The 23,315-nt window shown below is 69.8% G+C and carries 23 protein-coding genes; 6 read left to right on the top strand and 17 right to left on the bottom strand.

What is annotated here, in order from left to right:
* Position 1: 1 nt before the first annotated feature.
* A complete protein-coding gene (locus K0H49_RS21985) occupies positions 2-817 on the bottom strand; it encodes a sulfite exporter TauE/SafE family protein (RefSeq protein ID WP_374122399.1) in 816 nt (271 codons plus the stop codon).
* A 103-nt stretch (positions 818-920) separates the two neighbouring features.
* Between K0H49_RS21985 and K0H49_RS21980 the strand changes: the two genes are divergently transcribed.
* Positions 921-1,688: an AraC family transcriptional regulator gene (locus K0H49_RS21980; RefSeq protein WP_219217027.1), complete on the top strand. Its 768-nt coding sequence runs from the start codon at positions 921-923 to the stop codon at positions 1,686-1,688.
* Here the strand turns inward: K0H49_RS21980 and K0H49_RS21975 are convergent.
* Genes K0H49_RS21975 through K0H49_RS21945 form a run of 7 tightly spaced genes read right to left on the bottom strand, consistent with a single transcriptional unit; the run spans position 1,685 to position 9,699 of the window.
* A complete protein-coding gene (locus tag K0H49_RS21975; RefSeq protein WP_219217025.1) occupies positions 1,685-2,515 on the bottom strand; it encodes a crotonase/enoyl-CoA hydratase family protein in 831 nt (276 codons plus the stop codon). The two genes, K0H49_RS21980 and K0H49_RS21975, sit on opposite strands and share 4 nt — an antisense overlap.
* On the bottom strand, positions 2,502-3,398 hold the full coding sequence (locus K0H49_RS21970) for an SDR family oxidoreductase (protein ID WP_219217022.1): 897 nt from the start codon (positions 3,396-3,398) through the stop codon (positions 2,502-2,504). The genes K0H49_RS21975 and K0H49_RS21970 overlap by 14 nt, the downstream gene beginning before the upstream one ends.
* A 22-nt stretch (positions 3,399-3,420) precedes the next feature.
* Positions 3,421-4,212: an enoyl-CoA hydratase/isomerase family protein gene (locus K0H49_RS21965; RefSeq protein WP_219217020.1), complete on the bottom strand. Its 792-nt coding sequence runs from the start codon at positions 4,210-4,212 to the stop codon at positions 3,421-3,423.
* A gap of 24 nt (positions 4,213-4,236) precedes the next feature.
* Positions 4,237-5,385, bottom strand: a complete 1,149-nt coding sequence (locus tag K0H49_RS21960) for an acyl-CoA dehydrogenase family protein (RefSeq protein ID WP_219217019.1) — start codon at positions 5,383-5,385, stop codon at positions 4,237-4,239.
* 30 nt (positions 5,386-5,415) lie between these two features.
* Positions 5,416-6,975, bottom strand: a complete 1,560-nt coding sequence (locus tag K0H49_RS21955; protein ID WP_219217017.1) for a long-chain-fatty-acid--CoA ligase — start codon at positions 6,973-6,975, stop codon at positions 5,416-5,418.
* 39 nt (positions 6,976-7,014) lie between these two features.
* Positions 7,015-8,577 carry a long-chain-fatty-acid--CoA ligase gene (locus tag K0H49_RS21950; RefSeq protein ID WP_219217015.1) on the bottom strand — a complete coding sequence of 521 codons (1,563 nt, stop codon included), beginning with the start codon at positions 8,575-8,577 and terminating at the stop codon, positions 7,015-7,017.
* A gap of 12 nt (positions 8,578-8,589) precedes the next feature.
* Entirely contained in the window at positions 8,590-9,699 is a 1,110-nt protein-coding gene (locus K0H49_RS21945; protein ID WP_219217012.1) for a CaiB/BaiF CoA transferase family protein, read from the bottom strand.
* Between the two features lie 181 nt (positions 9,700-9,880).
* Here K0H49_RS21945 and K0H49_RS21940 point away from each other — a divergent pair, with 181 nt between their 5' ends.
* A complete protein-coding gene (locus K0H49_RS21940) occupies positions 9,881-10,882 on the top strand; it encodes a hypothetical protein (protein ID WP_219217010.1) in 1,002 nt (333 codons plus the stop codon).
* Positions 10,883-10,885: 3 nt separating this feature from the next.
* On the opposite strand, the gene map is transcribed toward K0H49_RS21940, so the two are convergent.
* Positions 10,886-11,677, bottom strand: a complete 792-nt coding sequence (gene map / locus K0H49_RS21935) for a type I methionyl aminopeptidase (protein WP_219217008.1) — start codon at positions 11,675-11,677, stop codon at positions 10,886-10,888.
* Positions 11,677-11,931, bottom strand: coding sequence for a ParD-like family protein (locus K0H49_RS21930; RefSeq protein ID WP_219217006.1), 255 nt, complete (start codon positions 11,929-11,931; stop codon positions 11,677-11,679). The genes map and K0H49_RS21930 overlap by 1 nt, the downstream gene beginning before the upstream one ends.
* A gap of 177 nt (positions 11,932-12,108) precedes the next feature.
* On the opposite strand from K0H49_RS21930, the gene K0H49_RS21925 reads away from it, so the two are divergent.
* From K0H49_RS21925 to K0H49_RS21915, 3 genes are all read left to right on the top strand, one after another.
* Positions 12,109-12,768: a glutathione S-transferase family protein gene (locus K0H49_RS21925; RefSeq protein ID WP_219217004.1), complete on the top strand. Its 660-nt coding sequence runs from the start codon at positions 12,109-12,111 to the stop codon at positions 12,766-12,768.
* 109 nt (positions 12,769-12,877) lie between these two features.
* Complete coding sequence (locus K0H49_RS21920) at positions 12,878-13,906, top strand: ABC transporter substrate-binding protein (RefSeq protein ID WP_219217002.1); 1,029 nt, start codon at positions 12,878-12,880, stop codon at positions 13,904-13,906.
* 65 nt (positions 13,907-13,971) lie between these two features.
* The gene (locus K0H49_RS21915; protein WP_219217000.1) at positions 13,972-14,178 is read left to right on the top strand and encodes a dodecin; all 207 of its coding nucleotides are present in this window, start codon (positions 13,972-13,974) and stop codon (positions 14,176-14,178) included.
* Positions 14,179-14,188: 10 nt separating this feature from the next.
* Here the strand turns inward: K0H49_RS21915 and K0H49_RS21910 are convergent, their stop codons facing one another.
* From K0H49_RS21910 to K0H49_RS21895, 4 genes are read right to left on the bottom strand one after another with little or no spacing between them, the layout of a single operon-like run.
* Complete coding sequence (locus tag K0H49_RS21910) at positions 14,189-15,904, bottom strand: dipeptide ABC transporter ATP-binding protein (RefSeq protein ID WP_219216998.1); 1,716 nt, start codon at positions 15,902-15,904, stop codon at positions 14,189-14,191.
* Positions 15,901-16,848, bottom strand: a complete 948-nt coding sequence (locus K0H49_RS21905; protein WP_219216995.1) for an ABC transporter permease — start codon at positions 16,846-16,848, stop codon at positions 15,901-15,903. Before K0H49_RS21905 ends, K0H49_RS21910 begins: the two co-directional genes overlap by 4 nt.
* A gap of 15 nt (positions 16,849-16,863) precedes the next feature.
* Positions 16,864-17,829 carry an ABC transporter permease gene (locus K0H49_RS21900; RefSeq protein ID WP_219216993.1) on the bottom strand — a complete coding sequence of 322 codons (966 nt, stop codon included), beginning with the start codon at positions 17,827-17,829 and terminating at the stop codon, positions 16,864-16,866.
* Positions 17,830-17,836: 7 nt separating this feature from the next.
* Complete coding sequence (locus tag K0H49_RS21895; protein ID WP_219216984.1) at positions 17,837-19,426, bottom strand: ABC transporter substrate-binding protein; 1,590 nt, start codon at positions 19,424-19,426, stop codon at positions 17,837-17,839.
* 263 nt (positions 19,427-19,689) lie between these two features.
* Here K0H49_RS21895 and K0H49_RS21890 point away from each other — a divergent pair, with 263 nt between their 5' ends.
* On the top strand, positions 19,690-20,226 hold the full coding sequence (locus tag K0H49_RS21890) for a GrpB family protein (protein ID WP_219216982.1): 537 nt from the start codon (positions 19,690-19,692) through the stop codon (positions 20,224-20,226).
* A 21-nt stretch (positions 20,227-20,247) separates the two neighbouring features.
* On the opposite strand, the gene K0H49_RS21885 is transcribed toward K0H49_RS21890, so the two are convergent.
* The 3 genes from K0H49_RS21885 to K0H49_RS21875 form a co-directional block, all read right to left on the bottom strand.
* Positions 20,248-21,327 carry an SLAC1 anion channel family protein gene (locus K0H49_RS21885; RefSeq protein ID WP_219216980.1) on the bottom strand — a complete coding sequence of 360 codons (1,080 nt, stop codon included), beginning with the start codon at positions 21,325-21,327 and terminating at the stop codon, positions 20,248-20,250.
* A 101-nt stretch (positions 21,328-21,428) separates the two neighbouring features.
* Positions 21,429-22,424: a GlxA family transcriptional regulator gene (locus tag K0H49_RS21880; RefSeq protein ID WP_219216979.1), complete on the bottom strand. Its 996-nt coding sequence runs from the start codon at positions 22,422-22,424 to the stop codon at positions 21,429-21,431.
* A gap of 57 nt (positions 22,425-22,481) precedes the next feature.
* The gene (locus K0H49_RS21875; RefSeq protein ID WP_219216977.1) at positions 22,482-23,306 is read right to left on the bottom strand and encodes an enoyl-CoA hydratase/isomerase family protein; all 825 of its coding nucleotides are present in this window, start codon (positions 23,304-23,306) and stop codon (positions 22,482-22,484) included.
* Positions 23,307-23,315 lie beyond the last annotated feature (9 nt).

The raw sequence follows: 23,315 nt of genomic DNA, 5'->3' as shown, positions 1-23,315 counted from the left end.
GTCAGCGCAGCACCATCGCCAGCAGCACGGCCGTGAGCAGGCCCAGGTAGACCCGGGCGTGCACCGCGTCGGGAATGCGCCCGATCAGCGGCGCGGCCAGCCGGATGCCCCCCCACGAGCCCGCGACCAGCACGGCCAGCGCGCGCAGGTCCACCAGGCCGATGTAGCCCGTGCCCAGCGAGGCGCTCGCATGCCAGCCCAGCGCGACGTAGGTCGCGGCGCCCGCCAGCGCGACCGGCAGCGACAGCGGGTTGGCCATCGCCGTGGCCTGGGTCATGGCCACGCCGCGCCGACGCATCAGCGGCACCGTCATCACGCTGCCGCCCACGCCCAGCAAGGCGGCCACGGTGCCGATGCCCAGGCCCGATGCGGCGGTCGCGAGCCCCGAGGGCTCGGGCGCCAGCGCGGGCCGGCGCGAGAGAAAGCCCGGGCGGAACACGCTGTCGAGGATGGTCAGCACCAGGTAACCCACGAAGGCCCAGCGCAGCCACTCGCCCTGCGCCGCGCTCGCGGCCAAGGCACCGAGCGCCGCGCCCACGGCGATGGGCGCGAGCAGCGGCCGCACCTGGGCCCAGTCGAGCGTGCCCGCGCGCTGGTGCCGACGCGTGGCCAGCGCGGCGCCGAAGACCATCACGCAGGTCGAGGTCGCGACCGCGATCTGCATGGCCGAGCGGCCGACCGCGCTCTGCTCGCCGTTGGCCATCAGCAGCATCCGGTAGAGCAAGGGCACGACGACGAAACCGCCGCCGAAGCCGAACAACACGGTGGTGACGCCGGCCAGAAGACCGAACGCGCCGAGCAGGACATAGAAGGACACGGGCAACCTCTTCGCTAAAGAGACCGAGTGTCCGGACCCGACGCCCGGCCCGCCTGCGCCGATTCGCCAATAATGTTCGCCGTTCAGCCAAACTCGTCCACCCATGCGCAACGTGCCCCTCGCCGATGTCGACGCCCTGCCCCAGGCCGTGCTGGCCATCGGCACCGACTATGCGAAAGGCGTGATGCTCGAGACCCACAGCCACCGCCGCGCGCAGTTCCTCTACGGCGCGACCGGCCTGATGGAGGTGGGCACCGACGACGGCGCCTGGGTCGTGCCGCCCTACAGCGGCGTCTGGATTCCGGCCGGCCAGCCGCACCGGGTGCGCATGGTGGGCGTGAGCACGCGCAGCCTCTACATCGAACCGGCCGCGGCGCCGCGCGCCGGCACGCAGTGCGCGGTGCTCAAGGTCTCGGCGCTGCTGCACCAGCTGCTGCTGGAAGCCACCGACACGCGGGCCGACTACCAGGAACACACGCGCGACGGCGTGCTGATGCAGCTGCTGCTGCACGAGCTGGCGCGCGCTGAGACGCTGCCCTTCTTCGCGCCGCTGCCGCGCGACCCGGGCCTGGCCGCGCTGTGCATCGCTTTCCTGCACCAGCCGCTGATCCACGCCGCGCCCGGCGACTGGGCGCGCCAGCTGCACAAGAGCGAGCGCAGCTTCAGCCGCCTGTTCCGGCAGCAGACCGGCATGGCCTTCGGCGAATGGCGCCAGCAGGCCTGCCTGCTGGCCGCGCTGTCGCGGCTGGCCTCGGGCACGCCCGTGACCACGGTGGCGCTGGAGCTGGGCTACGACAGCCCGGGCGCCTTCTCGACCATGTTCCGCAAGCGGCTGGGGCGCGCGCCGTCGTCGTTCCTGGAACGTGCCTAGTCCTGGAAGCGCGGCACCCGCTTCTCCATCGCCGCCTTGACCGCCTCGCGCTGGTTCGCGCTGCCGATGAGCTTGGCCTGCTCCACCGACTCGGCCATCAGAAGCGAGGCCGCATCGCCATCGGCCGACTGGTTGAGCAGCCGCTTGGCCCCGCGCACCGCGTCGGGGTTGCGGCCCGCGATGCCGCGCGCGAAGGCCAGCGCCTCGGCCAGCGGGTCGGCGCAGACGCGCGTGCCCAGGCCGATGCGGCAGGCTTCCTCGGCCTCGACGATGCGCGCGCTGAACACCAGTTCGCGTGCCACGTCGGCGCGCAGCAGTTCGCGCATCAGCGGGATGCCGGCCATGTCGGGCACCAGGCCCCACTGCATCTCCATCACCGACATGCGCGTGTCGGCCGCGAGGTAGCGCACATCGGCGCCCAGCGCGATCTGCAGGCCGCCGCCGAAGGCCACGCCATGCACCGCGGCGATCACCGGCACCGCCAGCTCGCGCCAGGCCCAGGCCACCTGCTGCGGCGCGTTGGCCAGGCCGTGGGTGCGCGCCAGCAGGTCGGTCAGGCCGTCGGCCACCACGCCGCCTTCGCTCATGCGGTCGAAGCTCGCCATGTCGAGGCCGGCGCAGAAGGCCCGGCCCTCGCCGTGCAACACCACCGCACGCAGGCCGCGGACGCCGGCCAGATGCTCGGCGGCTGCCACCAGGCCGGCGAACATGCCGGCGTCGATGGCGTTCATCTTGTCGGGGCGCGACAGCCGCAGCTGGGCGACGCCGTCGCCGTCCAGCTGCAGTTGCACGCGGTCGTGGAATCTCTGGGTCTCAGTCGTTGGCATGGCGTTGTCTCCGGTCCTTGGCGTCACGTTCGGCGATATTCTCGCGCGCGCGCCGCCAATCGCCGTCGGTCCATTCGGCCATGCGCGAGAAATTGCCGCCCGTGGCCTGGTACTGGCCGCCGTCGATGGCGATGGTCTGGCCGTTGACGTATTCGGAGCCCGGGCCCATGAGGAAGGCCGCGAGGTTGGCCAGTTCGGGCATGCGGCCGTTGCGGTCCATGGGGTTGCGGTCGGCCTTGTGCTCGCCGCCGCCGGGATTCAGGCGCGCGCTCATGCCCTCGGTCGGGAACAGGCCCGGCGCGATCGCGTTGAAGCGGATGCCGCGGCCGGCCCATTCGACCGCCAGCGATTGCGTCATCGCATGCAGGCCGGCCTTCGACATCGCCGAGGGCACGGTGAAGGGCGAGCCGTTCCAGACCCAGGTCGTGAGGATCGACAGCACCGAGGCCGACTTGCCCTCCGCCAGCCAGCGCTTGCCGCAGTCCAGCGTCATGCAGAAGCTGCCGCGGAACACGATGCTGGAGATGGCGTCGAAGGCGCGCGGCGACAGGTCCTCGGTGCGGCTCACGAAGTTGCCGGCCGCGTTGTTGATCAGGCCGTCGAGCGCGCCGCCGTCGGCCCAGATCTCGTCGAGCATCGTGCCGATCTGCGCCTCGTGGCGGATGTCGCAGGCCTTGGGGATCACGCGCCCGCCGTGCGCGGCCATGAGTTCGGCCGCGGTCTGTTCGAGCAGGGGCTCGCGCCGGCCGCAGATGTAGACCTCGGCGCCCAGCAGCAGCAGCGCCTCGCTCATCACGCGGCCCAGGCCGCTGCCGCCACCGGTCACGAGGTAGCGCTTGCCGGCCAGCAGGCCGGGCTTGTACATCAGGTCGTCGAGGGTCATGTCGTGGAATCCTTGGGGCCGTTCAACGGCCGGCGTAGTTGGGTGCGCGTTTCTCGAGAAAGGCCTGCATGCCTTCGCGGAAATCGGCGGTCTGGGTGCACAGCACCTGGTTGCGGTCTTCCATCGCGATCACCGCCTCCATGCTGGGCGCGTCGATCGCGAAGTTGAGCGCGTCCTTGGTCAGGCGCAACGCCAGCGGCGTGGCATGCAGCATGTCCTCGGCCAGCGCCTGCGCCTCGGCCTGCAGTTCGGCCAGCGGCGCGACGCGGCTCACCAAGCCCAGCGCGTAGGCGCGCTGCGCGTCCATGAAGCGGCCGGTGAGCAGGTACTCGGCCGCGACCGAACTGCCCACCATGCGCGGCAGGAAATAGCTCACGCCCACGTCGCAGGCCGACAGGCCGATGCGGATGAAGGCCGCGTTCATGCGCGCCTCGGGCGTGGCCAGCCGCACGTCGGATGCCAGGGCCAGCGCGAAGCCGCCGCCGCTGGCCGAGCCCTGCACCACGCTCACGATGGGCTGCGGGCAGCCGCGCATCGCCAGCATGATGTCGCGGATGCTCTTCTGCTGGTCGAGCACCTCGGGCACCGAGGGCTTCTCGGGGCCGCCGACCTGGTCCTTGAGGTCGAGCCCGGCGCAGAAGGCGCGGCCCGCGCCCTGCAGCACGACGACGCGCGCGCTGCTGCGGGCGTTCAGGCCCTCGAAGTAGTCGCGCAGCGCCTGCACCAGTTCCGGGTTCATCGCGTTGAGCCGCTCGGGCCGGTTCATCGTGAGCCAGGCGATGCCACCCTCCTCGCGCAGTTCGAGCACGCTCATCGCAGCAGCTCCCGCGTCACGGTGTCAAAGCGCACGGGAGATCACCTCTTTCATGATCTCGTTGGTGCCGCCGTAGATGCGCTGGATGCGTCCGTCGGCGTACATGCGCGCGACCATGTACTCGTTCATGAAGCCGTAGCCGCCGAACAGCTGCAGGCATTCGTCGACCACCCGGCCCTGGGTCTCCGAGCCCCAGAGCTTGGCCATCGAGGCGGTGGCGGTGTCGAGTTTTCCGGCCACCAGGTCTTCCACGCAGCGGTCGATGAAGGCCCGGCCGACCTTGATCTGGGTCGCGATCTCGGCCAGCTTGAACTTGGTGTTCTGGAACTCGGCGATCGGCTTGCCGAAAGCCTTGCGCTCGCGCACGTAGTCGAGCGTGGCCTGGAAGGCGCCTTCCATCGTCGCCAGCGCGGTCACGCCGATGATGGTGCGCTCGTAGGGCAGGTCGCCCATGAGCTGGAAGAAGCCCTGTCCTTCGGTGCCGCCCAGCAGCGCCTCGGCCGGCACGCGCACGTCGTCGAAGAAGAGTTCGGAGGTGTCCTGCGCCTTCATGCCGATCTTGTCGAGCACGCGGCCCACGCGGTAGCCCTTGCAGCCCTCTGTTTCGACGATCAGGATCGAGGTGCCCTTGGCGCCCTGGGTCGGATCGGTCTTGACCACCACCAGCACCACGCCGGCCAGGAAGCCGTTGGTGATGAAGGTCTTCGAGCCGTTGATGAGGTAGCCCTCGCCGTCCTTCTGCGCGCGCGTGCGGATGCCCTGCAGGTCGGAGCCCGCACCGGGCTCGGTCATGGCGATGGCGCCGACCAGCTCGCCGCGCGCCATGCGCGGCAGGTACTTCTGCTTCTGCGCCTCGGTGCCGTGGTTGAGGAAGTAGTGCGCGACGATGGCGTGCACCGAGGTGCTCATGCCGGTCAGGCCGCGGCGCGACATCTCCTCGTAGAACACCGCCTCGTGGCGGAAGTCGCCACCGCCGCCGCCATATTGCTCGGGGATGTCCGCGCACAGCAGGCCCAGCGCGCCGGCCTTGTGCCAGATCTCATGGCCGACGTGGCCGCGTTTGCGCGCCGCTTCGTCGTGCGGGAGCATCTCGGTGTCGATGAAGCGCACCACGTTGTCGCGGTAGAGCTCCAGGTCCTCGTCGCTCCAGGAGCGGCGGAAGTCGATGGGCATGTCTTTTCCTTGTTTTCTGAGTGGTTCAGTTCACGCGACGCGGCGCTCGCGGCCGGCCCAGAAGGGCTCGCGCAACTGGAATTTCTGCAGCTTGCCGGCGGCCGACAGCGGCAGCGCATCGCGGAACTCCACGCTGCGCGGCGACTTGTAGCCCGCGATCTGGCTGCGGCAATGGGCGATCAGTGCATCCGCCTCGAGCGTCGCGCCCGGGCGCAGCACCACCACCGCGTGCACCCGCTCGCCCCACTTGTCGTCGGGCACGCCGATCACGGCCGACATCAGCACCTGGGGCAATTGCGCGATGGCGTTCTCGACCTCGGCCGAGTAGACGTTCTCGCCGCCGCTCACGATCATGTCCTTGATGCGATCGACCACGAACAGGAAGCCGTGTGCATCGACATAGCCGCCGTCGCCGGTGTGCATCCAGCCGCCGCGCAGCGCCTCTTCGGTTTCCCTGGGCTTGTTCCAGTAGCCGCGCATGACCATCGGCCCGCGCGCCACGATTTCGCCGATCTGGCCGGTGGGCACCTCGTTGTCCTCGCCGTCGACGATGCGGATCTCGGCCATGGGCAGCGGCGTGCCGGTCGAGCGCAGCAGGCGTTCGCGGTCGGGGCCCGACAGGTGGCAGTGCGGCTGCAGCACCGCCACCGTGGGCGAGAGCTCGGTCATGCCGTAGGCCTGCGAGAATCCCGCGCGCGGCAGCGCCAGCATGGCCTTCTCGAGCAGCGGCACATCGATCGGCGCGGCGCCGTAGAGCATCAGGTCCAGGCTCGAGAGGTCGAACTCGGCAAAGCGCGGATGCTCGATCAGCCGCTTGATCATGGTCGGCACCAGGAAGGTTTCGGTCGCGCGGGCCGATTCGATGGCCTGCAGGATGCCCACCTCGTCGAACATCGGCAGCACGTGCTGGGGCGCGAGCCGCAGCATCGCCTGGATCGACAGGCCGCAGCCGGCCACGTGGAACATCGGCGTGGTGATCACGATCGCGGGCTTCTGCGCGGTGCGCGGCAGCGCCGCGATCGAGCCCAGCGCGTCGATGTAGAGGTTGCCGTGCGTGAGCATCACGCCCTTGGGCCGGCCGGTGGTGCCGCCGGTGTACATGATGGCGGCCAGCTCGTCGGCGCTGTGCGGCGCATCCTCGCAGGGCGCGCTCTTCTCGAGCAGCGCCTCGTAGCCCAGCATGCCCTCGGGCACCGGGCCGTCGCCGCAATAGACCACGGTGCGCAGCGAGCTCGACAGCGCGCGCAGCTCGGCCGCCAGCGGCGCGAAGGCGTCGTCGACCAGCAGGATGCGGGTGTCGCAGTCGTCGAGCGAGTACGCGACCTCCTTCGGGTTCCAGCGGATGTTGACCGGGTTGATCACGCCGCCGCCCCACCAGGTGCCGAAGAAGAACTCGACGAAGCGATGCGAGTTGAAGCTCATCATGCCGACGCGGTCGCCCGGCCCCATGTCGAGCGCGCGCAGCGCGGCGCCCAGGCGGGCCACGCGGTCGGTGAAACGGCTGAAGCTCAGCCGGTGCTCGCCGAAGACCACGGCCATGGCTTCGGGCTTCTCGCGCCGGCCCTTGTGCAGGGGTTGGGTCAGGATCATGTCGCTTGTCTCCTCTTTCGTTGTGTTTCTACGGGTGCGTCAGCCGACTCTTCGGTCGTGCCCGGCCCAATGCGGCTCGCGCAACTTGTACTTCATGACCTTGCCCGCGCCCGAGATCGGCAGCGCATCGACGAACTCGATGCTGCGCGGGCACTTGTAGCCCGCGATCAGCGTGCGACAGTGGGCGATCAGCGCCTCGGCCTCGTCGCTGGCGCCGGGCTTGCGCACCACCACCGCGTGCACGCCCTCGCCCCAGGTCGCACTGGGCACGCCGATCACTGCCACCGCCGCCACGCCGGGGTGGCCCGCGAGCGCGCCCTCGACCTCGGCGCAGTAGACGTTCTCGCCGCCACTCACGATCATGTCCTTGAAGCGGTCGACGATGAAGACGAAACCCTGCGCATCCATGCGGCCGGCGTCGCCGGTGTGCATCCAGCCGTCGCGCAGCGCGGCGGCGGTCTGCGCGGGCAGGTTCCAGTAGCCCTGCATCACGCAGGGGCTGCGCACCATCAGTTCGCCGACCTCGCCGCGCGGCAGCTCGCGGCCGTCGGCGTCGCCGATGCGCAGGTCGACGCCCGCGAGCGCCTGGCCCGCCGACGACAGCTTGCCCAGCTTGCGGCCCTCGGGCGTGTGGTAGCGGCTCGTGAGGTAGCTCACGCCGGCCGAGAGCTCGGTCATGCCGTAGCCCTGCGCGAACTCGGCCTGCGGGAACATCGCGAAGGCGCGTTCGAGCAGCGCCTCGGTGATCGGCGAGGCGCCGTAACCCACGAACTGCACGCTCGACAGGTCGGCCTGGGCGGTGCGCGGGTCGTCCACCAGCACCTGCAGCATCGCGGGCACCGCCATCAGGTGCGAGCTGCGGTCGCGCGCGATGGCGGCCAGCATGGCGTCGACCGAGAAGCCCGGCACGATGACCTGTGTGCAGCCCGCGACCACGCCGCGCAGCAGGAAGGACAGCCCGGCCAGGTGGAACAGCGGCGCCACCTGCAAGAGCCGTGCGCTCTCATCGAAGTAAGCGCCGAGCAGCGAGATCTGCGAGTTCAGCGCCAGCGCCGAATGGCTGAGCATCACACCCTTGGGCCGGCCCGTGGTGCCGCCGGTGTAGAACACGCCCGCCAGGTCCTCGCCGTTGCGCAGCGCATCGGGCACCGCTTCGCTCTCGCGCAGCAGGGTTTCCCAGTCGTGCAGGCCTTCGGGCGCCGTGCCCTCGCCCATGTAGATGCAGGTCCGCAGCGCCTTCGATTGCGCGCGCAAGCTGCCGAGCAGGGGCACGAAGGCGTCGTCGGCGCACAGGATCGCAGTGCCGCAGTCGTCCAGCGAATGCACCATCTCGGTCGCGCTCCAGCGCGTGTTGACCGGGTTGACCACGCCGCCGGCCCACCACACGGCCAGGTAGTACTCGAGCGTGCGGTCCGAGTTGAGCGCGAGCATGCCCACGCGGTCACCGGCCTGCAGGCCCAGGCGCTGCAGCGCGCCCGCCAGGCGGGCCACGCGGTAGCCCAGTTCGCCGTAGGTACGGCTGCGGCCCTGGAACAGCGTGGCCGTGGCCTCGGGTCGGAGCTGCACCGCGCGGTGCAGGGCCTGCGTCAGGTAGAGATTCATGTCCAGGCGCCCTCAGGTCGCAGACGGGCGACGGTCTTCGGCCCAGCGGCGCAGCAGCGCGGCACCGTCCTCGAGGCCGGTGTCGCCCGCGGCGCGGGGCGTGGCCGGCGGCGTGCGGCTGAAGCGCGGCGCGGGGGCCGGGTGCGCGACGCCGCCCACGTCGACGAAGGTGCCGCGCGCCACGTTGTGCGCATGCGCGGGCGCCTCGTCCCAGTCGAGCACCGGCGCGAAGCAGGCGTCGCTGCCCTCGAGCAGCACGCACCATTCGTCGCGCGTGCGGGTGCGGAACATGTCGGCCATGCGCAGCTTGAGCAGCGGCCAGCGGGCCGCGTCCATCTGGGCGTCGAAGGCCGGGTCGTCGGCGATGCCGCAGCGCTCGCGCAGCAAGGCGTAGAACTGCGGCTCGATGGCGCCGACCGCCACATACTTGCCGTCGGCACAGGCATAGGTGTCGTAGAAGTGCGCGCCGCCGTCGAGCAGGTTCTCGCCGCGCTGGTTGCTCCACTGGCCCGCCGCCTTGAAGCCGTAGAACATGGCCGAGAGCAGCGCCGCGCCGTCGGTCATGGCGGCATCGATCACCTGGCCGCGGCCCGAGCGCTGCGATTCGTAGAGCGCGCTCAGCACGCCGACGGCCAGCAGCATCGCGCCGCCGCCGAAGTCGCCCACGTAGTTGAGCGGCGCCACCGGCGCCTCGCCCGAGCGGCCGATGGCGTGCAGCGCGCCGCTGATCGCGATGTAGTTGATGTCGTGCCCCGCGGCCTGCGCCAGCGGCCCGTGCTGGCCCCAGCCCGTCATGCGGCCGTAGACCAGCCGCGGGTTGCGCGCGTGGCAGGCCTCGGGCCCGAGCCCCAGGCGCTCCATCACGCCGGGGCGGAAACCCTCGATCAGCACGTCGGCGCCGGCCACGATGTCCAGCACCTGCTGCGCCGCGCCCTCGGCGCGCAGGTCGATGGCCACCGTGCCGCGGCTGCGCGTGAGGATGTCGTTCGGGTCGGCGGCCGTGCCGGGCCGCGTGATGCGGATCACCTCGGCGCCCATGTCGGCGAACAGCATCGCGCAGAACGGACCCGGGCCGATGCCGGCCATCTCGATCACCCGAAGCCCCTGGAGCGGACCTGCCATGTTTGATGTCTCCTGTGGCCCCCGCGGGCGGCCTGTTGGTATGGAAGGCATCTTGGCGCCACGGTGGCGCGGCTTGCATCGTCGAAAGCGACGAAGTTGCGGGGCGAAGGGCCCGGGCGCGCCCTCCCCTAAGATGGCCCCGAGTCCACGCTTTCCATCGGCCCACCGGAGACATTCCCCCATGGCATTCGTCTATTCGTCCTTCAACGACCATCTGGCCACCCTGCCGGCCGAGCCCGCGCGCCACGGCGCCGCCCTGCGGGCGGCCGTCGAGCAGGCGGTGCGCAGGCCCTCGAATGCCGATCTCTCGGCCTTCCTGTTCCTGCCCGACCAGGCCGATCACCCGGACCATGAGGATGCGGCGCAGGTCTTCGCCCAGGCGGTCGAGCAGATGTTCGGCCCCAAGCCCTGGATCGGCGACGAGATCCCGCTGCTCTTCGTCGGCTACCACGCGATGAACCGGCTGAGCGGCCGCCGCACCGCGCAGGGCCTGCTGCTGAGCGACCAGGCGATCTACGTGCAGGACGATTTCACGGTGCTCTCGTCCGCGCCGCCGCCGGCCGAGGGCCACGCCCTGCCCGCGCGCGCCGACGACGCCGGCGCCTTCGTCGCGCTGCTGCTCGCGCGCTACAAGGCCTGGAAGGACTGGAGCGCGCTGGCCGAGCGCCCGGAGGCCGCCCTGACCAGCCGGCTCGACGTGCTGCTGACCTCGGTGGTCCGGACGGTGCTGGACTACCACGCGCAGCACCAGAGCCAGCGCCAGGCCCCGGAGCGCAGCTGGACCCTCGGCGGCCTGATCGCCGACCACGGCGCAGTCGACACGCTGCTGGACCCGGCCAACCCCAAGCTGGCCAAGAAGCTCGGCAAGGTGATCGACAAGTTCCAGATCCCGAATGCGGAAGCGCTGCAGTTCGCGCTGGTGGATTTCCCGCTGTTCGGCGGCCCTTACGGCCTCGCGCTGACCGCCCAGGCGCTGCACAGCAAGGACCTGATGGAGGCGCCGGTCCACATCGCGCTGGCGCGACTCGATGCGCGCTCGCTGCGCCTGTCGGAGAAAGGCGACCAGCTGTTGAACAACGTGGAGGCGACCCTGACGCTGCCCGCGCACGCCGACGCCGCGCTCAAGGGCCATTTCATCGCGCTGCTGCAGCAGGAGATCCTCCGGCTGCAGGCCATGCGCTGAGCCTCAGATCGGCGGGTAGGCGCCGGTGCCGCCCGGCCAGGCCGTGAGCACCTCGTAGCCTTCGGGCGTGACGGCCACCATGTGCTCCCACTGGGCGGACAGCGACCGGTCCTTCGTGACCACGGTCCACCCGTCGGGCAGTTGCCGCGTGCCGGCCTGGCCGGCGTTGAGCATCGGCTCGATGGTGAAGACCATCCCCGCTTCGAGCTTCAGGCCCTCGCCGCGCCGGCCGTAGTGCAGCACGTTGGGCTCGTCGTGGTAGATCTGGCCGATGCCGTGCCCGCAGTATTCGCGCACCACGCTGAAATGCTCGCGCTGCGCGACCGACTGGATCGCATGGCCGATGTCGCCCAGCGTCGCGCCCGGCCGGACCTGCCGGATGCCGGCCCGCAGCGCTTCGTAGGTGGTCTCCACCAGGCGCCGCGCCAGCACGCCGGGTTCGCCGACGAAGAACATCCGGCTGGTGTCGCCGAACCAGCCGTCCTTGATCACCGCCACGTCGATGTTGACGATGTCGCCCTTCTTGAGGATCTTGTCGGGCGAGGGAATGCCGTGGCACACCACCTGGTTGACGGAGGTGAGGATGGTCTTGGGATAGCCCTGGTAGCCCACGTTGGCCGGAATCGCGCCCTGGACCTTGACGATGTGCTCGTGGCAGATCCAGTCGAGCGCCTCGGTGCTCACGCCCGGCACCACATGGGGCTCGATCATGGCCAGCACCTCGGCGGCCAGGCCCGCGGCCCGGCGCGACATCGCGAGGCCTTCGGCGCCGTGGATGGGAACGGTGCGCGCCATCAGTGCTTGCCGGCGCGCGCCGCGACCGGTTTGCCGGCCGAGGGCGTCGCCGCCATCGTGATGTCCAGCCCGCCCGCGAGCTCGGCCCGGATCAGCAGCTGGCAGATCTCCCGGTGGTCCAGCTCCGGATGCATCTCGGTCAGCATGCCGACGCGCATCCAGTGCTCCGCCTGTGCGTTGATGGACCTGCTGAGTGCATTGCCCGCGACCCGCAGGTTCTCGTGCATCAGGTCTGAAATCTTGACGATACCCATCGGCCACCTCTATATGAAACGTATGCGAATTATATACGTTTCATGTGGTTCCGTGATGCACGGGGCGTGGCGCCTGGCGCCGCCCTCGCCTGCGCCGCAACAGTGGTTGTGGCGGTGGGCGCCGACGTGTACGCTGCCCTGGTGCCGGCGAACCGATCGCCGCAGGAGGTCCACAGCATGATCACGCTCTACGGATTCGGCCGCATCTTTCCCGAGGGCCATGGCGAGACCAAGGACCTCTGGGTGCAGTGGGCGCTCGAGGAGACCGGCCTGCCCTACCGCGTCCACGCGCTCGACCACACCGGCGGCGAGCTCGACGGCGACGCCTACCGCCGGATCAGCCCCTTCCGCCAGGCGCCGGTGATCGACGACGACGGTTTCGTGGTGGCCGAATCGGCGGCCATCGCGCTCTACCTGGCCGAGAAGTCCGGCAGGCTGATCCCCGGCGACCTCCAGGGGCGCACGCGCGTCGTCCAGTGGTGCTTCGCCGCCGTCGCCACCGTGGGCACCACGCTGGTCTGCATGGACCTGATCGGGATGTTCGACAGCGACAAGGCCGCCCCCCGGCTGCACGCCGAACTGCCGCAGCTCGCCGGCCGCTGGCTGGGCGAACTCGATCGGCACCTGCAAGGCCGCGACTGGCTCGCCGGCACCGGGTTCACCGTGGCCGACCTGATGATGGCCAGCGTGCTGCGCGGCATCCGCCATTCCGATCTGCTGGCACCGCACCCGCGGGTCCAGGCCTTCTACGAGCGCTGCCGCGCGCGCACGGCCTTCGAGCGCGCGCTCGCGCTCTATGCCCAACGCCTCGGCGTGCGCATCGAGGACATCCGGTAGCGGTGCTTCGGTCGGCGGGCTGCACAACGCATATCCATAACGTTTTTCATTCCTTGGCGCGCAGCGCCCGCGTTGTTAATTTGGCGGCCTCGTCCCACCAGAGGCTCTCATGTCCGCCCTCCTCCCTGATACCTTTCATCCATCCGGCGCGTCGCGCCGCGACGTCCTGCGCGCCGGTGCTGCGGCCGCCGTGGTCGGCACCACGAGCCTGCTCGGCACCCCGGCGCTCTCGCAACCGAAGAAGCTGACCTTCGCCTGGAGCCAGGCCGGCTTCTGCCTGGCACCGGTGCCGGTCGCGCTGGAACGCGGCCTGTTCGAGAAGAACGGTCTCGATGTGGAGTTGCTGAACTGGGCCGGCTCCTCCGACCAGCTGCTCGAAGCGCTGGCCACGGGCAAGGCGGACGTCGGCGTCGGGCTGATCCACCGCTGGGTCAAGCCGCTCGAGGCCGGCTTCGACGTCAAGATCGTGGGCAGCGTGCACGGCGGCTGCCTGCGCCTGATCGGTGCCAAGGCCTCCGGCGTCACCGTCGACCTGGCGAGCCTCAAGGGCAAGACCATCGGGGTGTCCGACCTCAACAGCCCCGCCAAGCAGTTCTATTCGATCCACCTGGCCAAGAAGGGCATCGACATCGAGAAGGACGTCGAGTGGCGCGTCTACCCGGCCGACCTGCTCGACGTGGCCGTGAGGAAGGGCGAGGTGCAGGCCATCGCCGACGGCGACCCGAACGTCTACCTGATCGAGAAGCGCAACCCCGGCCTGTTCACCGAAGTGGCCAACAGCGCCAAGGGCGAGTACGCCGAGCGCCTGTGCTGCATCGTCGGCGCGCGCGGACAGTTCGCGCGCCAGGACAAGGCGCGCGCGGCCGCGGTCGTGCGCGCGCTGGCGCAGGCCTCGGACTATGTGAGCGAGAACCCCAACGAAGCCGCGAAGATCTACGCCAAGTACGCGCCCGCCGTGCCCGTGGCGGACCTGCAGAAGCTGCTGGCCCAGCTCACCTACAAGCACCATCCGGCCGGCAAGGCGCTGCGCGACGAGGTTCAGGTCTTTGCCCAGGACTTCCACAACGCCGGCATCCTCAAGAAGAGCACCGACCCGGCGCGCTTCGCCTCGCACGTCGCGCTGGATGTGCTTGCCTGAACCCGCCCGCGGGTGGAGCATGCAGGCGCGTGTTCTTTTTCATCGAGCCCACCAGGAGACATCCCATGTCCAACCACGTCTACAAGTCCCTCGAGCTGACCGGCTCCTCGCCCACCAGCATCGAGGACGCAGTGCAGACCGCCATCGCCAAGGCCCACGAGACCGTGCGCAACATCCAGTGGTTCACGGTCACCGAGACCCGCGGCCACGTGGTCGAGGGCAAGGTGGCGCATTGGCAGGTCAGCCTGAAGATCGGCTTCACCCTGGAGTGAAGCCGATCCTCTAGACCCGCCGCGCCCGATGGTCCGGCACCGCGGCCATCAGTTCGCGGGTGTAGGCGTGCGCCGGCGCGTCCAGCACGGCCTCGGCCGCGCCCTGCTCCACCAGCCGGCCGCGCTGCATCACGCCGATGCGGTCGCACATGTGGCGGATCACCGCCAGGTTGTGGCTGATCAACAGGTAGGTGAGCCCGAATTCCTCCTGCAGGTCGCGCATCAGGTTGAGCACCTGCGCCTGCACCGAGACGTCGAGCGACGAGGTGGGTTCGTCGCAGACGATGAACTCGGGCTGGCTGGCCAGCGCGCGCGCGATGGCGATGCGCTGGCGCTGCCCGCCCGAGAACTGGTGCGGGTACTTGCGCCCGTCGTCGGGCGACATGCGCACCCGGCGCAGGGCGTCGGCCACGCGTGCCTCGGTCTCGTCCGCACTGCCCGCCAGGCCGAGCACCTCGACCGGTTCGGCGATCAGTTGGTCCACCCGCCAGCGCGGGTTCAGGCTCGCATAGGGGTCCTGGAAGATCATCTGGAAGCGGCGCCGCAGCGCGGCCGTCTCGTGCGTACCGCCCCAGCGGTCGACGCCGTCGAAGAGCACGCGCCCGGCGGTCGGCTTCGTCAGGCCGGCGATCATCCGGGCCACGGTCGACTTGCCCGAGCCCGACTCGCCGACCAGTCCGAAGGTGCTGCCGCGCGCGATGTCGAACTGCACGTCCTCGGCCGCACGCAACACCTTGCGCGGCTGGCGCGCCAGCGTGCGCACCAGCCAGCCGGCCGAGAGGTCGAACTCGCGCGTGAGGCCCTGCACCTGGATCAGCGGCGCGGCCGATGCGTCGGTGGCCCTGGCCGGGCGCGCGGCCGCGGGGACCGGCAGCGCGTCGTCTGCACCGATCTCCGGTACCGGCAAGCGGCCGATGCGCCGGTGCACCGACGGGATCGCCGCCATCAGCGCGCGCGTGTAGGGCTCGCGCGGCGTGTCCAGCACCTCGCGCACCGGGCCGGTCTCGAGCACGCGGCCGCGGTACATCACCATCACGCGGTCGGCGGCTTCGGCGATCACGCCCATGTCGTGCGTGATCAGCATGGCGGCCGTGCCGCGCTCGCGGCAGACCCGGCGGAACACGCGGATCACCTGCGCCTGCACCGACACATCAAGCGCGGTCGTGGGCTCGTCGGCGATCAGCAGCTGGGGTTCGGCACACAAGGCCAGCGCGATCGCCACGCGCTGGCGCATGCCGCCGGAGAACTGGTGTGGGTACTGGCGGATGCGCAGCTCCGGGTCGGGGATCTCGACATCGGCCAGCAGTGCCAGCGCGCGGCGGAAGGCCTCCTGCTCGCTCACCGGCAGGTGGGTGCGGATGGTCTCCACCAGATGCCGGCCGATCGGGTACACGGGGTTCAGGCTGGTCAGCGGGTCCTGAAACACGCTGCCGATGCGGCGTCCGCGGATGCGCCGCAGGTCCTCGCCGCGCAGCGTGTCGATGCGCTCGCCGTGGAGCTCGACCGTGCCGGACGCGATGCGCCCCGGCGGCTCGATCAGGCCGATGACGGCCGCGCCGGTCATGGACTTGCCCGCGCCCGACTCGCCCACCACGCCCAGGATCTCGCCCGGCGCAATGTCGAAGGAGACGCCGTCGAGCACCCGCACCACGCCGCGGTGGGTGTCGAATTCGACGCTCAGGTCGCGCACGCGCAGCACGGCGCCCTGCTCTCTTTGCACGGTCATTGGAGTTTGGGGTTGAGCGCGTCGCGCAGCCAGTCGGCGACCAGGTTGACGGACAGCGCCAGGGCCAGCAGCACCAGCCCCGGGAACAGCAGGATCCACCATTCGCCGGAGAACAGGAAGCCCTGGCCGATGCGGATCAGCGTGCCCAGCGAGGGCTGGGTGGGCGGCAGCCCGACGCCCAGGTAGGAGAGCGTGGACTCGGCCACGATGGCCAGCGCGAAGCTGATGGCCGCGATGACCAGCACCGGCGCCAGCAGGTTTGGCAGGATGTGGTGCAGCAGGATCCCGCCGGGCGAGCGGCCGATGATGCGCGCGGCCGCCACATAGTCCTTGTGCTTCTCGACCAGCACCGCGCCGCGCACCGTGCGCGCGTACTGCACCCAGTCAGAGAGTCCGATCGCCGCGACGATCACGTACACCGCCATGTCGTCGCGGTAGCCCTCGGGCAGCAGGCCGCGCGCGATGCCGAAGATCAAGAGTGCCACCAGCAGCACCGGGAAGGTCAGCTGCACATCGGCCACCCGCATCACCAGCGTGTCGAACCAGCCGCCCGCATAGCCTGCGGCCAGGCCCAGCGGCACGCCGATGGCCAGCGACAGTGCCACCGCGGACACCCCCACCAGCAGCGACATGCGCAGGCCGTAGAGGATGGCCGAGAAGACGTCGCGGCCCTGGTCGTCGGCGCCCAGCGGATAGAAGGCACCCGTGATGCCCTGCTGCCACGGGGGCGTGAAGGCATCGATGAGGTCGAGGTGGGCCGGGTCGAAGGGGTCCTGCCGCGCGATCAGCGGCGCGAACAGCGAGGCGATGGCGATCAGCAGCAGCAGCACGGCCGCCACCTGCACGGTGCGCGAGCGCGCGAAGGCGCGCAGCACCGGCGAATCGGATTGGCGCCAGCGCCGGCGCGGGGCCGCGGCGGCCGTGGAAGTTCGGGAAAAGAACATGGTGAACGGAAGCAATCAGGCGACGCGCAGGCGCGGGTCCACAGCGACATACAGCAGGTCCACCACCCCGTTGATCAGCACATAGAGCAGCGCGATCAGCAGCAGGTAGGCCGCGACCACCGGCACGTCCACGCCCTGGATCGAAGAGATGAACAGCAGGCCCACGCCCGGCCACTGGAACACCGTCTCGGTGACGATGGCGAAGGCGATGAGCGAGCCGATCTGCAGCCCGGTGATGGTGATCACGGGGATCAGCGTGTTGCGCAAGGCATGGCCGTAGTGCAGGTCGCGCGTGCGCAGGCCGCGCGCCCGGCCGAAGCGGATGTAGTCCGAGCGCAGCACCTCCAGCATCTCGGCGCGCACCAGCCGCATGATCAGCGTGAGCTTGTAGAAACCCAGCGTGAAGGCCGGCAGCAGCAGCGCGCTCCAGCCCGAGGCCGTGAGCAGCCCGGTGCTCCAGGCGCCGATCTTCACCGTCTCGCCGCGGCCGAAGGACGGCAGCCAGCGCAGCTCGACCGCGAACAGGTAGATCAGCCCGATGCCGATCAGGAAGGTGGGCAGCGAAACGCCCACCAGCGACACCGTCATGATCGCGCGGCTCAGCGCGCCGTCGCGATGGATCGCGGTGTACACGCCCAGGGCGATGCCGCCCACGATCGCGAAGACCGCGGCGACCAGCGCCAGTTCCAGCGTGGCCGGCAGGCGCTCGGCGATCAGCTCCGCGACCGGGCGCTTGAAGCGGTACGAGACGCCCAGGTCGCCCTGCAGCACCTCGCCGAGGTAGCGCAGGTACTGCACCGGCACCGGCCGGTCGAAGCCCAGCCGGGCCGTGAGTTCGGCGCGCTCCTCGAGCGTGGCGTCCTCGCCCAGCAGGCTGATCGTCGGATCGCCGATGTGCCGGAAGACAAGAAAGGAGATCAGCGAGACGGCCAGCAGCACCAGCACGGACTGGCCGAGCCGGCGCAGCAGATGGACCAGCATGCGACGCCTACTTCTTCGCCACCTTCACGAACTTGAAGAAGGGTATGTTTTCCGGGCTCACCGGGATGTCGAGTCTGGGGTTCGACGCGTAGTTCAGCACCTGGTCGTGCAGCGCGATGTAGAAGCGCTCGGCCTGCACCGTCTGCCAGATGCTCTGGATGGTCGCGTCGCGCTTGGCCTTGTCGCTCTCGGAGGCGAGCGAGACGATCTTCGCGTCGATGTCGGCATTGCTGTAGCCGGTGGCATTGGTCGGGCCGCGGCCGTCCTTGCCGCGGGTGTGGACCAGGTAATCGAAGATGTAGGCCGAATCGTAGGTGGGCACGCCCCAGCCGAACAGGTAGAAGTCGGTGTCGGCCTGGTTGATGGCCGTGCTGTGCAGCGCGATGGGGCGCGCGGCCACCGTGGTCTTGATGCCGATGCGGCCCAGGAAGCCCGAGACCGCGGTGCTGATCGCCTCGTCGTTGACATAGCGGTCGTTCGGCGTGTGCAGGGTGATGCCGAAGCCGTTGGGATAGCCCGCCTCCGCCAGCAGCTTCTTGGCCTGCGCGACATTGGCCTTCGGGTAGGCCGCGAAGGCCTTCTCGTAGCCGTTGACGAAGCGCGGCGCGATGATGTTCGAGGGAATCGACAGGCCGCGCATCACCGCGGTCTTGATCGCATCGCGATCGATGGCCAGGCCGATGGCCTCGCGCACCCTGGGATCGGCCAGCGGGTTCTTGCCCTTCACGTCCGAATACTTGAGCTCCTTGGCGCCCACGTTGAGGCCCAGGAAGATCGAGCGGTTTTCCGGCCCTTCGGTCACGCGCAGGCTCTTGTCGGCCTTGAGCCGGGCCACGTCCTGCGCCGGCAGGTCCTGCAGGAAGTCGACCTCGCCCGAAAGCAGGGCCGCGACGCGGGTCGCGGGCGACTTGATCGGCAGGTAGACCAGTTCGGTCACCTCGAGCGGGAACTGGCCCCGGCCCCAGTACTGCGGAAACTGCTTGAGCACGGTGCGGCTGTCGACCTCGCGCGAGACCAGCGTGTACGGCCCGGTGCCGTTCTCGTTGCGGGTGGCGAAGTTCTCGGTCTTGCTGGCCACGTCCTGCGCGGTCTCCGATTTGTTGGCCTTGGCCCAGGCCTCGCTCAGGATGAAGATGTTGCTCAGGTTGTTGGCGAAGATCAGGTTCGGGCCCTTGGTTTTGACCCGCACCGTGAGCGCATCGACCTTGGTGATGGTGTCGACCGAGGACAGCAGCGACTTCAGCTGCGAGGTCGGCGCCTGGGCCCGCTTGAGCGAGAACACCACGTCGTCGGCCGTGAGCAGCGAACCGTCGTGGAACTTCACGCCGGGGCGCAGCTTGAACTCCCAGACGCTGGGGTCGTCGGTGAGCCCCCACGAGGTGGCGATGGCGCCCTGCAGCTTGCCGTCGGGCAGCCGGATGATCAGCGGTTCGTAGACCTGGTGCAGCAGGTTGAAGTTGGTGCCGGTGTTCACCGCATGGGGATCGAGCGTGGCCGGGTCGGCGCTGCGCGCCCAGCGCACGGTTTCGGCCTGGGCCACGACGGCCGGCATCAGGCCGGCAGCCAACATCATTGCGAGCAGGGTGTGACGAATCAAGTGAAGCCTCGGTGAACAGGAGATGTGGAGAAGAAGCCGCTCCCCCGTCCCATGGCTGGAACGCGAAGGCATGCCGGGCCGCAGTATTGAAGCGGGCATGTCGCGCGTGAAAGAAGCATTGCGCGCCTGCTCATGCGGAATTCGAGTAAGCCGGTCGCGTATAGGCACGCTTCTGACGGCGTTTTTGTAGAGTCCTGTCCGGCCGGCGCCGAGCGCGCACGCCGTGCGGCGGCGCGAATCCGCCCGGATCGAAAGGACGCACGATGGAACTCGAACGCTTCGACGAAGGACTGCAGCACCGCCACATCGTGGCCTACGACCCCATCTATTCCCAGGTCTTTGCCCGGGTGCGCGACGAGGTGCACGCGGCCCTAGCGGGCGTGGAACTGGTGCACATCGGCAGCACGGCGATCGTGGGCCTGCGCGGCAAACCCATGATCGATGCGGTGGCGATCACCACACGGCCGGACCTGCGCGCCGAGCATCCCGCCTTTGAAGGCCTGGGCTTCCACCGCCGGCCGGTCTGGGTCGACACCGACGAGAAGCCCTATGTCTGCGCCTCGGTGGTGCTCGCCGGCCGGCGCTTCAACGTCAACGTGCACATCTGCCACCGCGGCGATCCGGTGCACGCGGATTCGCTGGCCTTCATGGCCATGCTGGACAGCCGGCCCGACCTGCGGCTGAAGTACGAAGCGGCCAAGGACCGGGCGCACGCCATCGACCCCGTTGACCCGCAGGTCTACAACCGCGAGAAGGAAGCGGTGATCCGGGAGATCGAGGCGCTGATCGGGCGCCGTTGAGGGCTCGTCGCAGCTCGCCGCCTACGCCGCCCTGATGCGGTCCAGCCCGCTGCAATTGCCGACCTCGTCCCAGCCCGAGCGCGGCGCTTCCGCCGTGGGCACGAGGGCCGCCTTCGGCTGCGCCTTGGGCCGCAGCAGTTCGCCGCTGGCCAGGAACTGCAGCGTGCGGACCGTGAGCACCGCGATCAGGCCGCTCAGGAAGGCCAGCAGCGCGAAGGCCAGCGCCGTCACCATCCCCAGGTCGACCTCGGCCGCATAGCGCAGCGCCGCATTGCTGAGCGCCGCGATCGGAAAGCTCAAGGCCCACCATCCGGCCCCGAAGGGCACGCCGCGGCTGAACACCTTCACCACCAGCACGACGAACACGAACAGGCCGAAATAGAACAGCGTGGCGGCGAAGGCATCGACGCGCTGGAAGAAGCTGGTGTACGCGAGGAAGCCGACCGCGAAGGGCGCGACCAGGATCATCAGCGAGGGCACCATCTCGCTGGCGAGCTTCTCGTGATGGTGGATCAGGCGCGAGACGATCATCGTGAAGAACACCAGCGCGACCATGGTGCCGACCGCCATCGAGAACAGGTTGAGCTCCCGGGCCCAGACCATCGGCAGCGCGCCGCCGGCGACCGTGATGTCGAGCGTGGCCACGCCCGGGATCAGCCAGGCCGGCACGGCATGGCCGGCATCGACCTTGCCCCGCAGCATGCGGCTGACGATCGCGAAGCACAGCGCGATCGTCATCGCCGCCCCGAGGCTCCACAGGAGCTGCGACGCCAGCGCGCCGAGGGGCGCGATCACCGAAGAGATGAGCAGCGTGGCGATGGCGATGGTGCCGAAGAAGTTGCCCGCGATGGGGTGCCTGAACTCGTCGCGCACGGCCTGCGGAAAGCGCAGGGCCTTGGCGGCGTAGGCAAGGCACAGCACGACGAACAGCGCGACGGCGATGCCGCCGAGGGTCTGGTGGACCCGCGGGCTGGCGCCGAACCGGTGGCTGACCTGGCCCCAGGCCGCGGCCAGGCCCGCGATGCCCATGACGGAGGCGAAGAGATTGACCGGAAGGTGCCGGAGGGAGGCCTGCCGCGGGTCTTGCGCGGGGCTCGGCATGTGCGTGGTGTTGATGATTTCTCCTGAAGGGCTGCGATGGATCCGCAGGAGAAAAAGTCTATGGCCGGCCCCCTGCGCCGAGCCCGCGGTGGCGGCTGGCTTCAGGCCAATGAAGGCTGGTTTCCGGCCACTGCCGGCGCCGCGTCACGGAAGCGCTGGCGATAGTCCCGCGGCGTGGTGTCGAGCCGCTTCGCGAACACGGTGCGCATCTGGTTCGCGTTGTGGAAGCCGCAGCGGAAAGCCACGGTCTTGAGCGGCAGGTCGGTCTCCTCCAGCAGCTTGCGGCAGGAGTCGAGGCGCACCTGCGCCACGAAGGCCGATGGCGTCATGCCGGCATCCTTGGCGAAGACGCGCGAGAAGGTGCGCCGGCTGACCGCCACCGCATCGGCCAGTTGCTCGATGGACAGCGGCTCGCTCAGGTGCTCCGTCACATGGCGCAGCACCTTCGCCACCACGGTCTCCTCCTTGGGGCCGACCGCCAGATAGGGGCTGTACTGCGACTGCCCGCCGTCGCGCCGGATGTAGACGATCAGCCGCTTGGCGATGCGCAGGGCCAGCTCGTGGCCCCAGTCCTCGGCGACCAGGGCCAGGCACAGGTCGACGCCGGCCGTCACGCCGGCCGAGGTGAACAGCCGGCCGTCGCGCATGAAGATCTTGTCGGGCCTGACGCGCGCCCTGGGAAAGCGCGCGATGAGCCGGTCCACGTCATGCCAGTGCGCCGTGACCTGCTTGCCATTGAGCAGGCCGGCGTGGCCCAAAGGAAAGGCGCCGTTGCACACCGAGCCGTAGCGCAGCGCCCCCTCGGCCTTGGCGCTCAGCCAGTCGAGGAAGCTCGCGGGGAACACATCCCGGTCCGGCAGCTTCGGCCCGCCGGCCACCAGCAGCAGGTCGGGCTGCGCGGTGTAGTGGAGGTAGTCGGTGGCGACATGCAGCTCCATGCCGTTCGCGCAGCGCACGGTGCCGGCCTGCAGGCCCACCAGCGTGATCTCGTACTGCCGGTCGGCCGCGAGGTATTGGTTGGCTTCGGTGAACACGTCCATCGGCGCCGCGACGTCGAGCGACTGCACCCCTTCGAGGACGACGATGACCAGCTTCATGATTCGGGCGTTGCGGCTGAGGGCGGCGATTGTCGCAGCATGCCGCCGCCCTCGCCTTCAGCGCCCGCTGAACACCGGCGCCCGCTTCTGCACGAAGGCCGCCGAAGCCTCCTTGAAATCCTCGGTCATGAGTGCCAGCACCTGGGCACGGTTCTCGAGCTCGATCGCGGCGTCGAGCCCGCCCGCATCGAGGTTGGCCCACATGATCTGCTTGGTGTGACGCGTGGCGTAAGGGCTGTTGCGCAGCACCTGTTCGGCCAGCGCCATCGCTTGAGGAAGCAGTTCGGCGGCATCGTCGACCAGCCTGGAGACCAGCCCGATGCGCTCGGCCTCCTCGGCCGGGATCGGCCGGCCGGTCAGCATGACTTCGAAGGCGCGCGACGCGCCGATCAGCCGCGGCAGGTGGTAGCTGATGCCGCATTCGCCGGCCGTGAGGCCAATGCGCACCGCGCCGACGTGGAAGGACGCGGCGCGGCTCGCGATGCGCATGTCCGCGCCCAGCGTGAGCGCGAAGCCCGCGCCCACGGCCACGCCGTTGACCGCCGCGATCACCACCTTGCCCAGCGACCGCAGCCGGCGCACCATGCCCGCGAACAGTTCCTGGCCGGTGCAGTAGTCGGCCACCGTGGGTGGCCCTGCCCGTTCCGCGCCGGTGGCATCGGTCAGTGGGCTGGCCAGGTCCCAGCCCGCGCAGAAGCCGCGACCCGCGCCGGTGAGCACGACCACGCGCACGGCGTCGTCGGTCGCCAGGGCATCGAGCAATGCGCACAGGCGGCGCACCGTCATCTGGCTCAGCGCGTTGAGGCGCTCGGGGCGGTTCAGCGTGACGACCGCGATGCCGGCGTGGCTGCGGTCGAGCTGGATGTCGTCGGTGGCGTTCATCGCGGGTCC

Source organism: Variovorax boronicumulans (genome assembly GCF_019352895.1).
Taxonomy (GTDB): Bacteria; Pseudomonadota; Gammaproteobacteria; order Burkholderiales; family Burkholderiaceae_C; genus Variovorax; species Variovorax boronicumulans_A.
The sequence above is the reverse complement of the archived record's forward strand: the minus strand, read 5'-3'. Positions and strand labels throughout refer to the sequence as shown.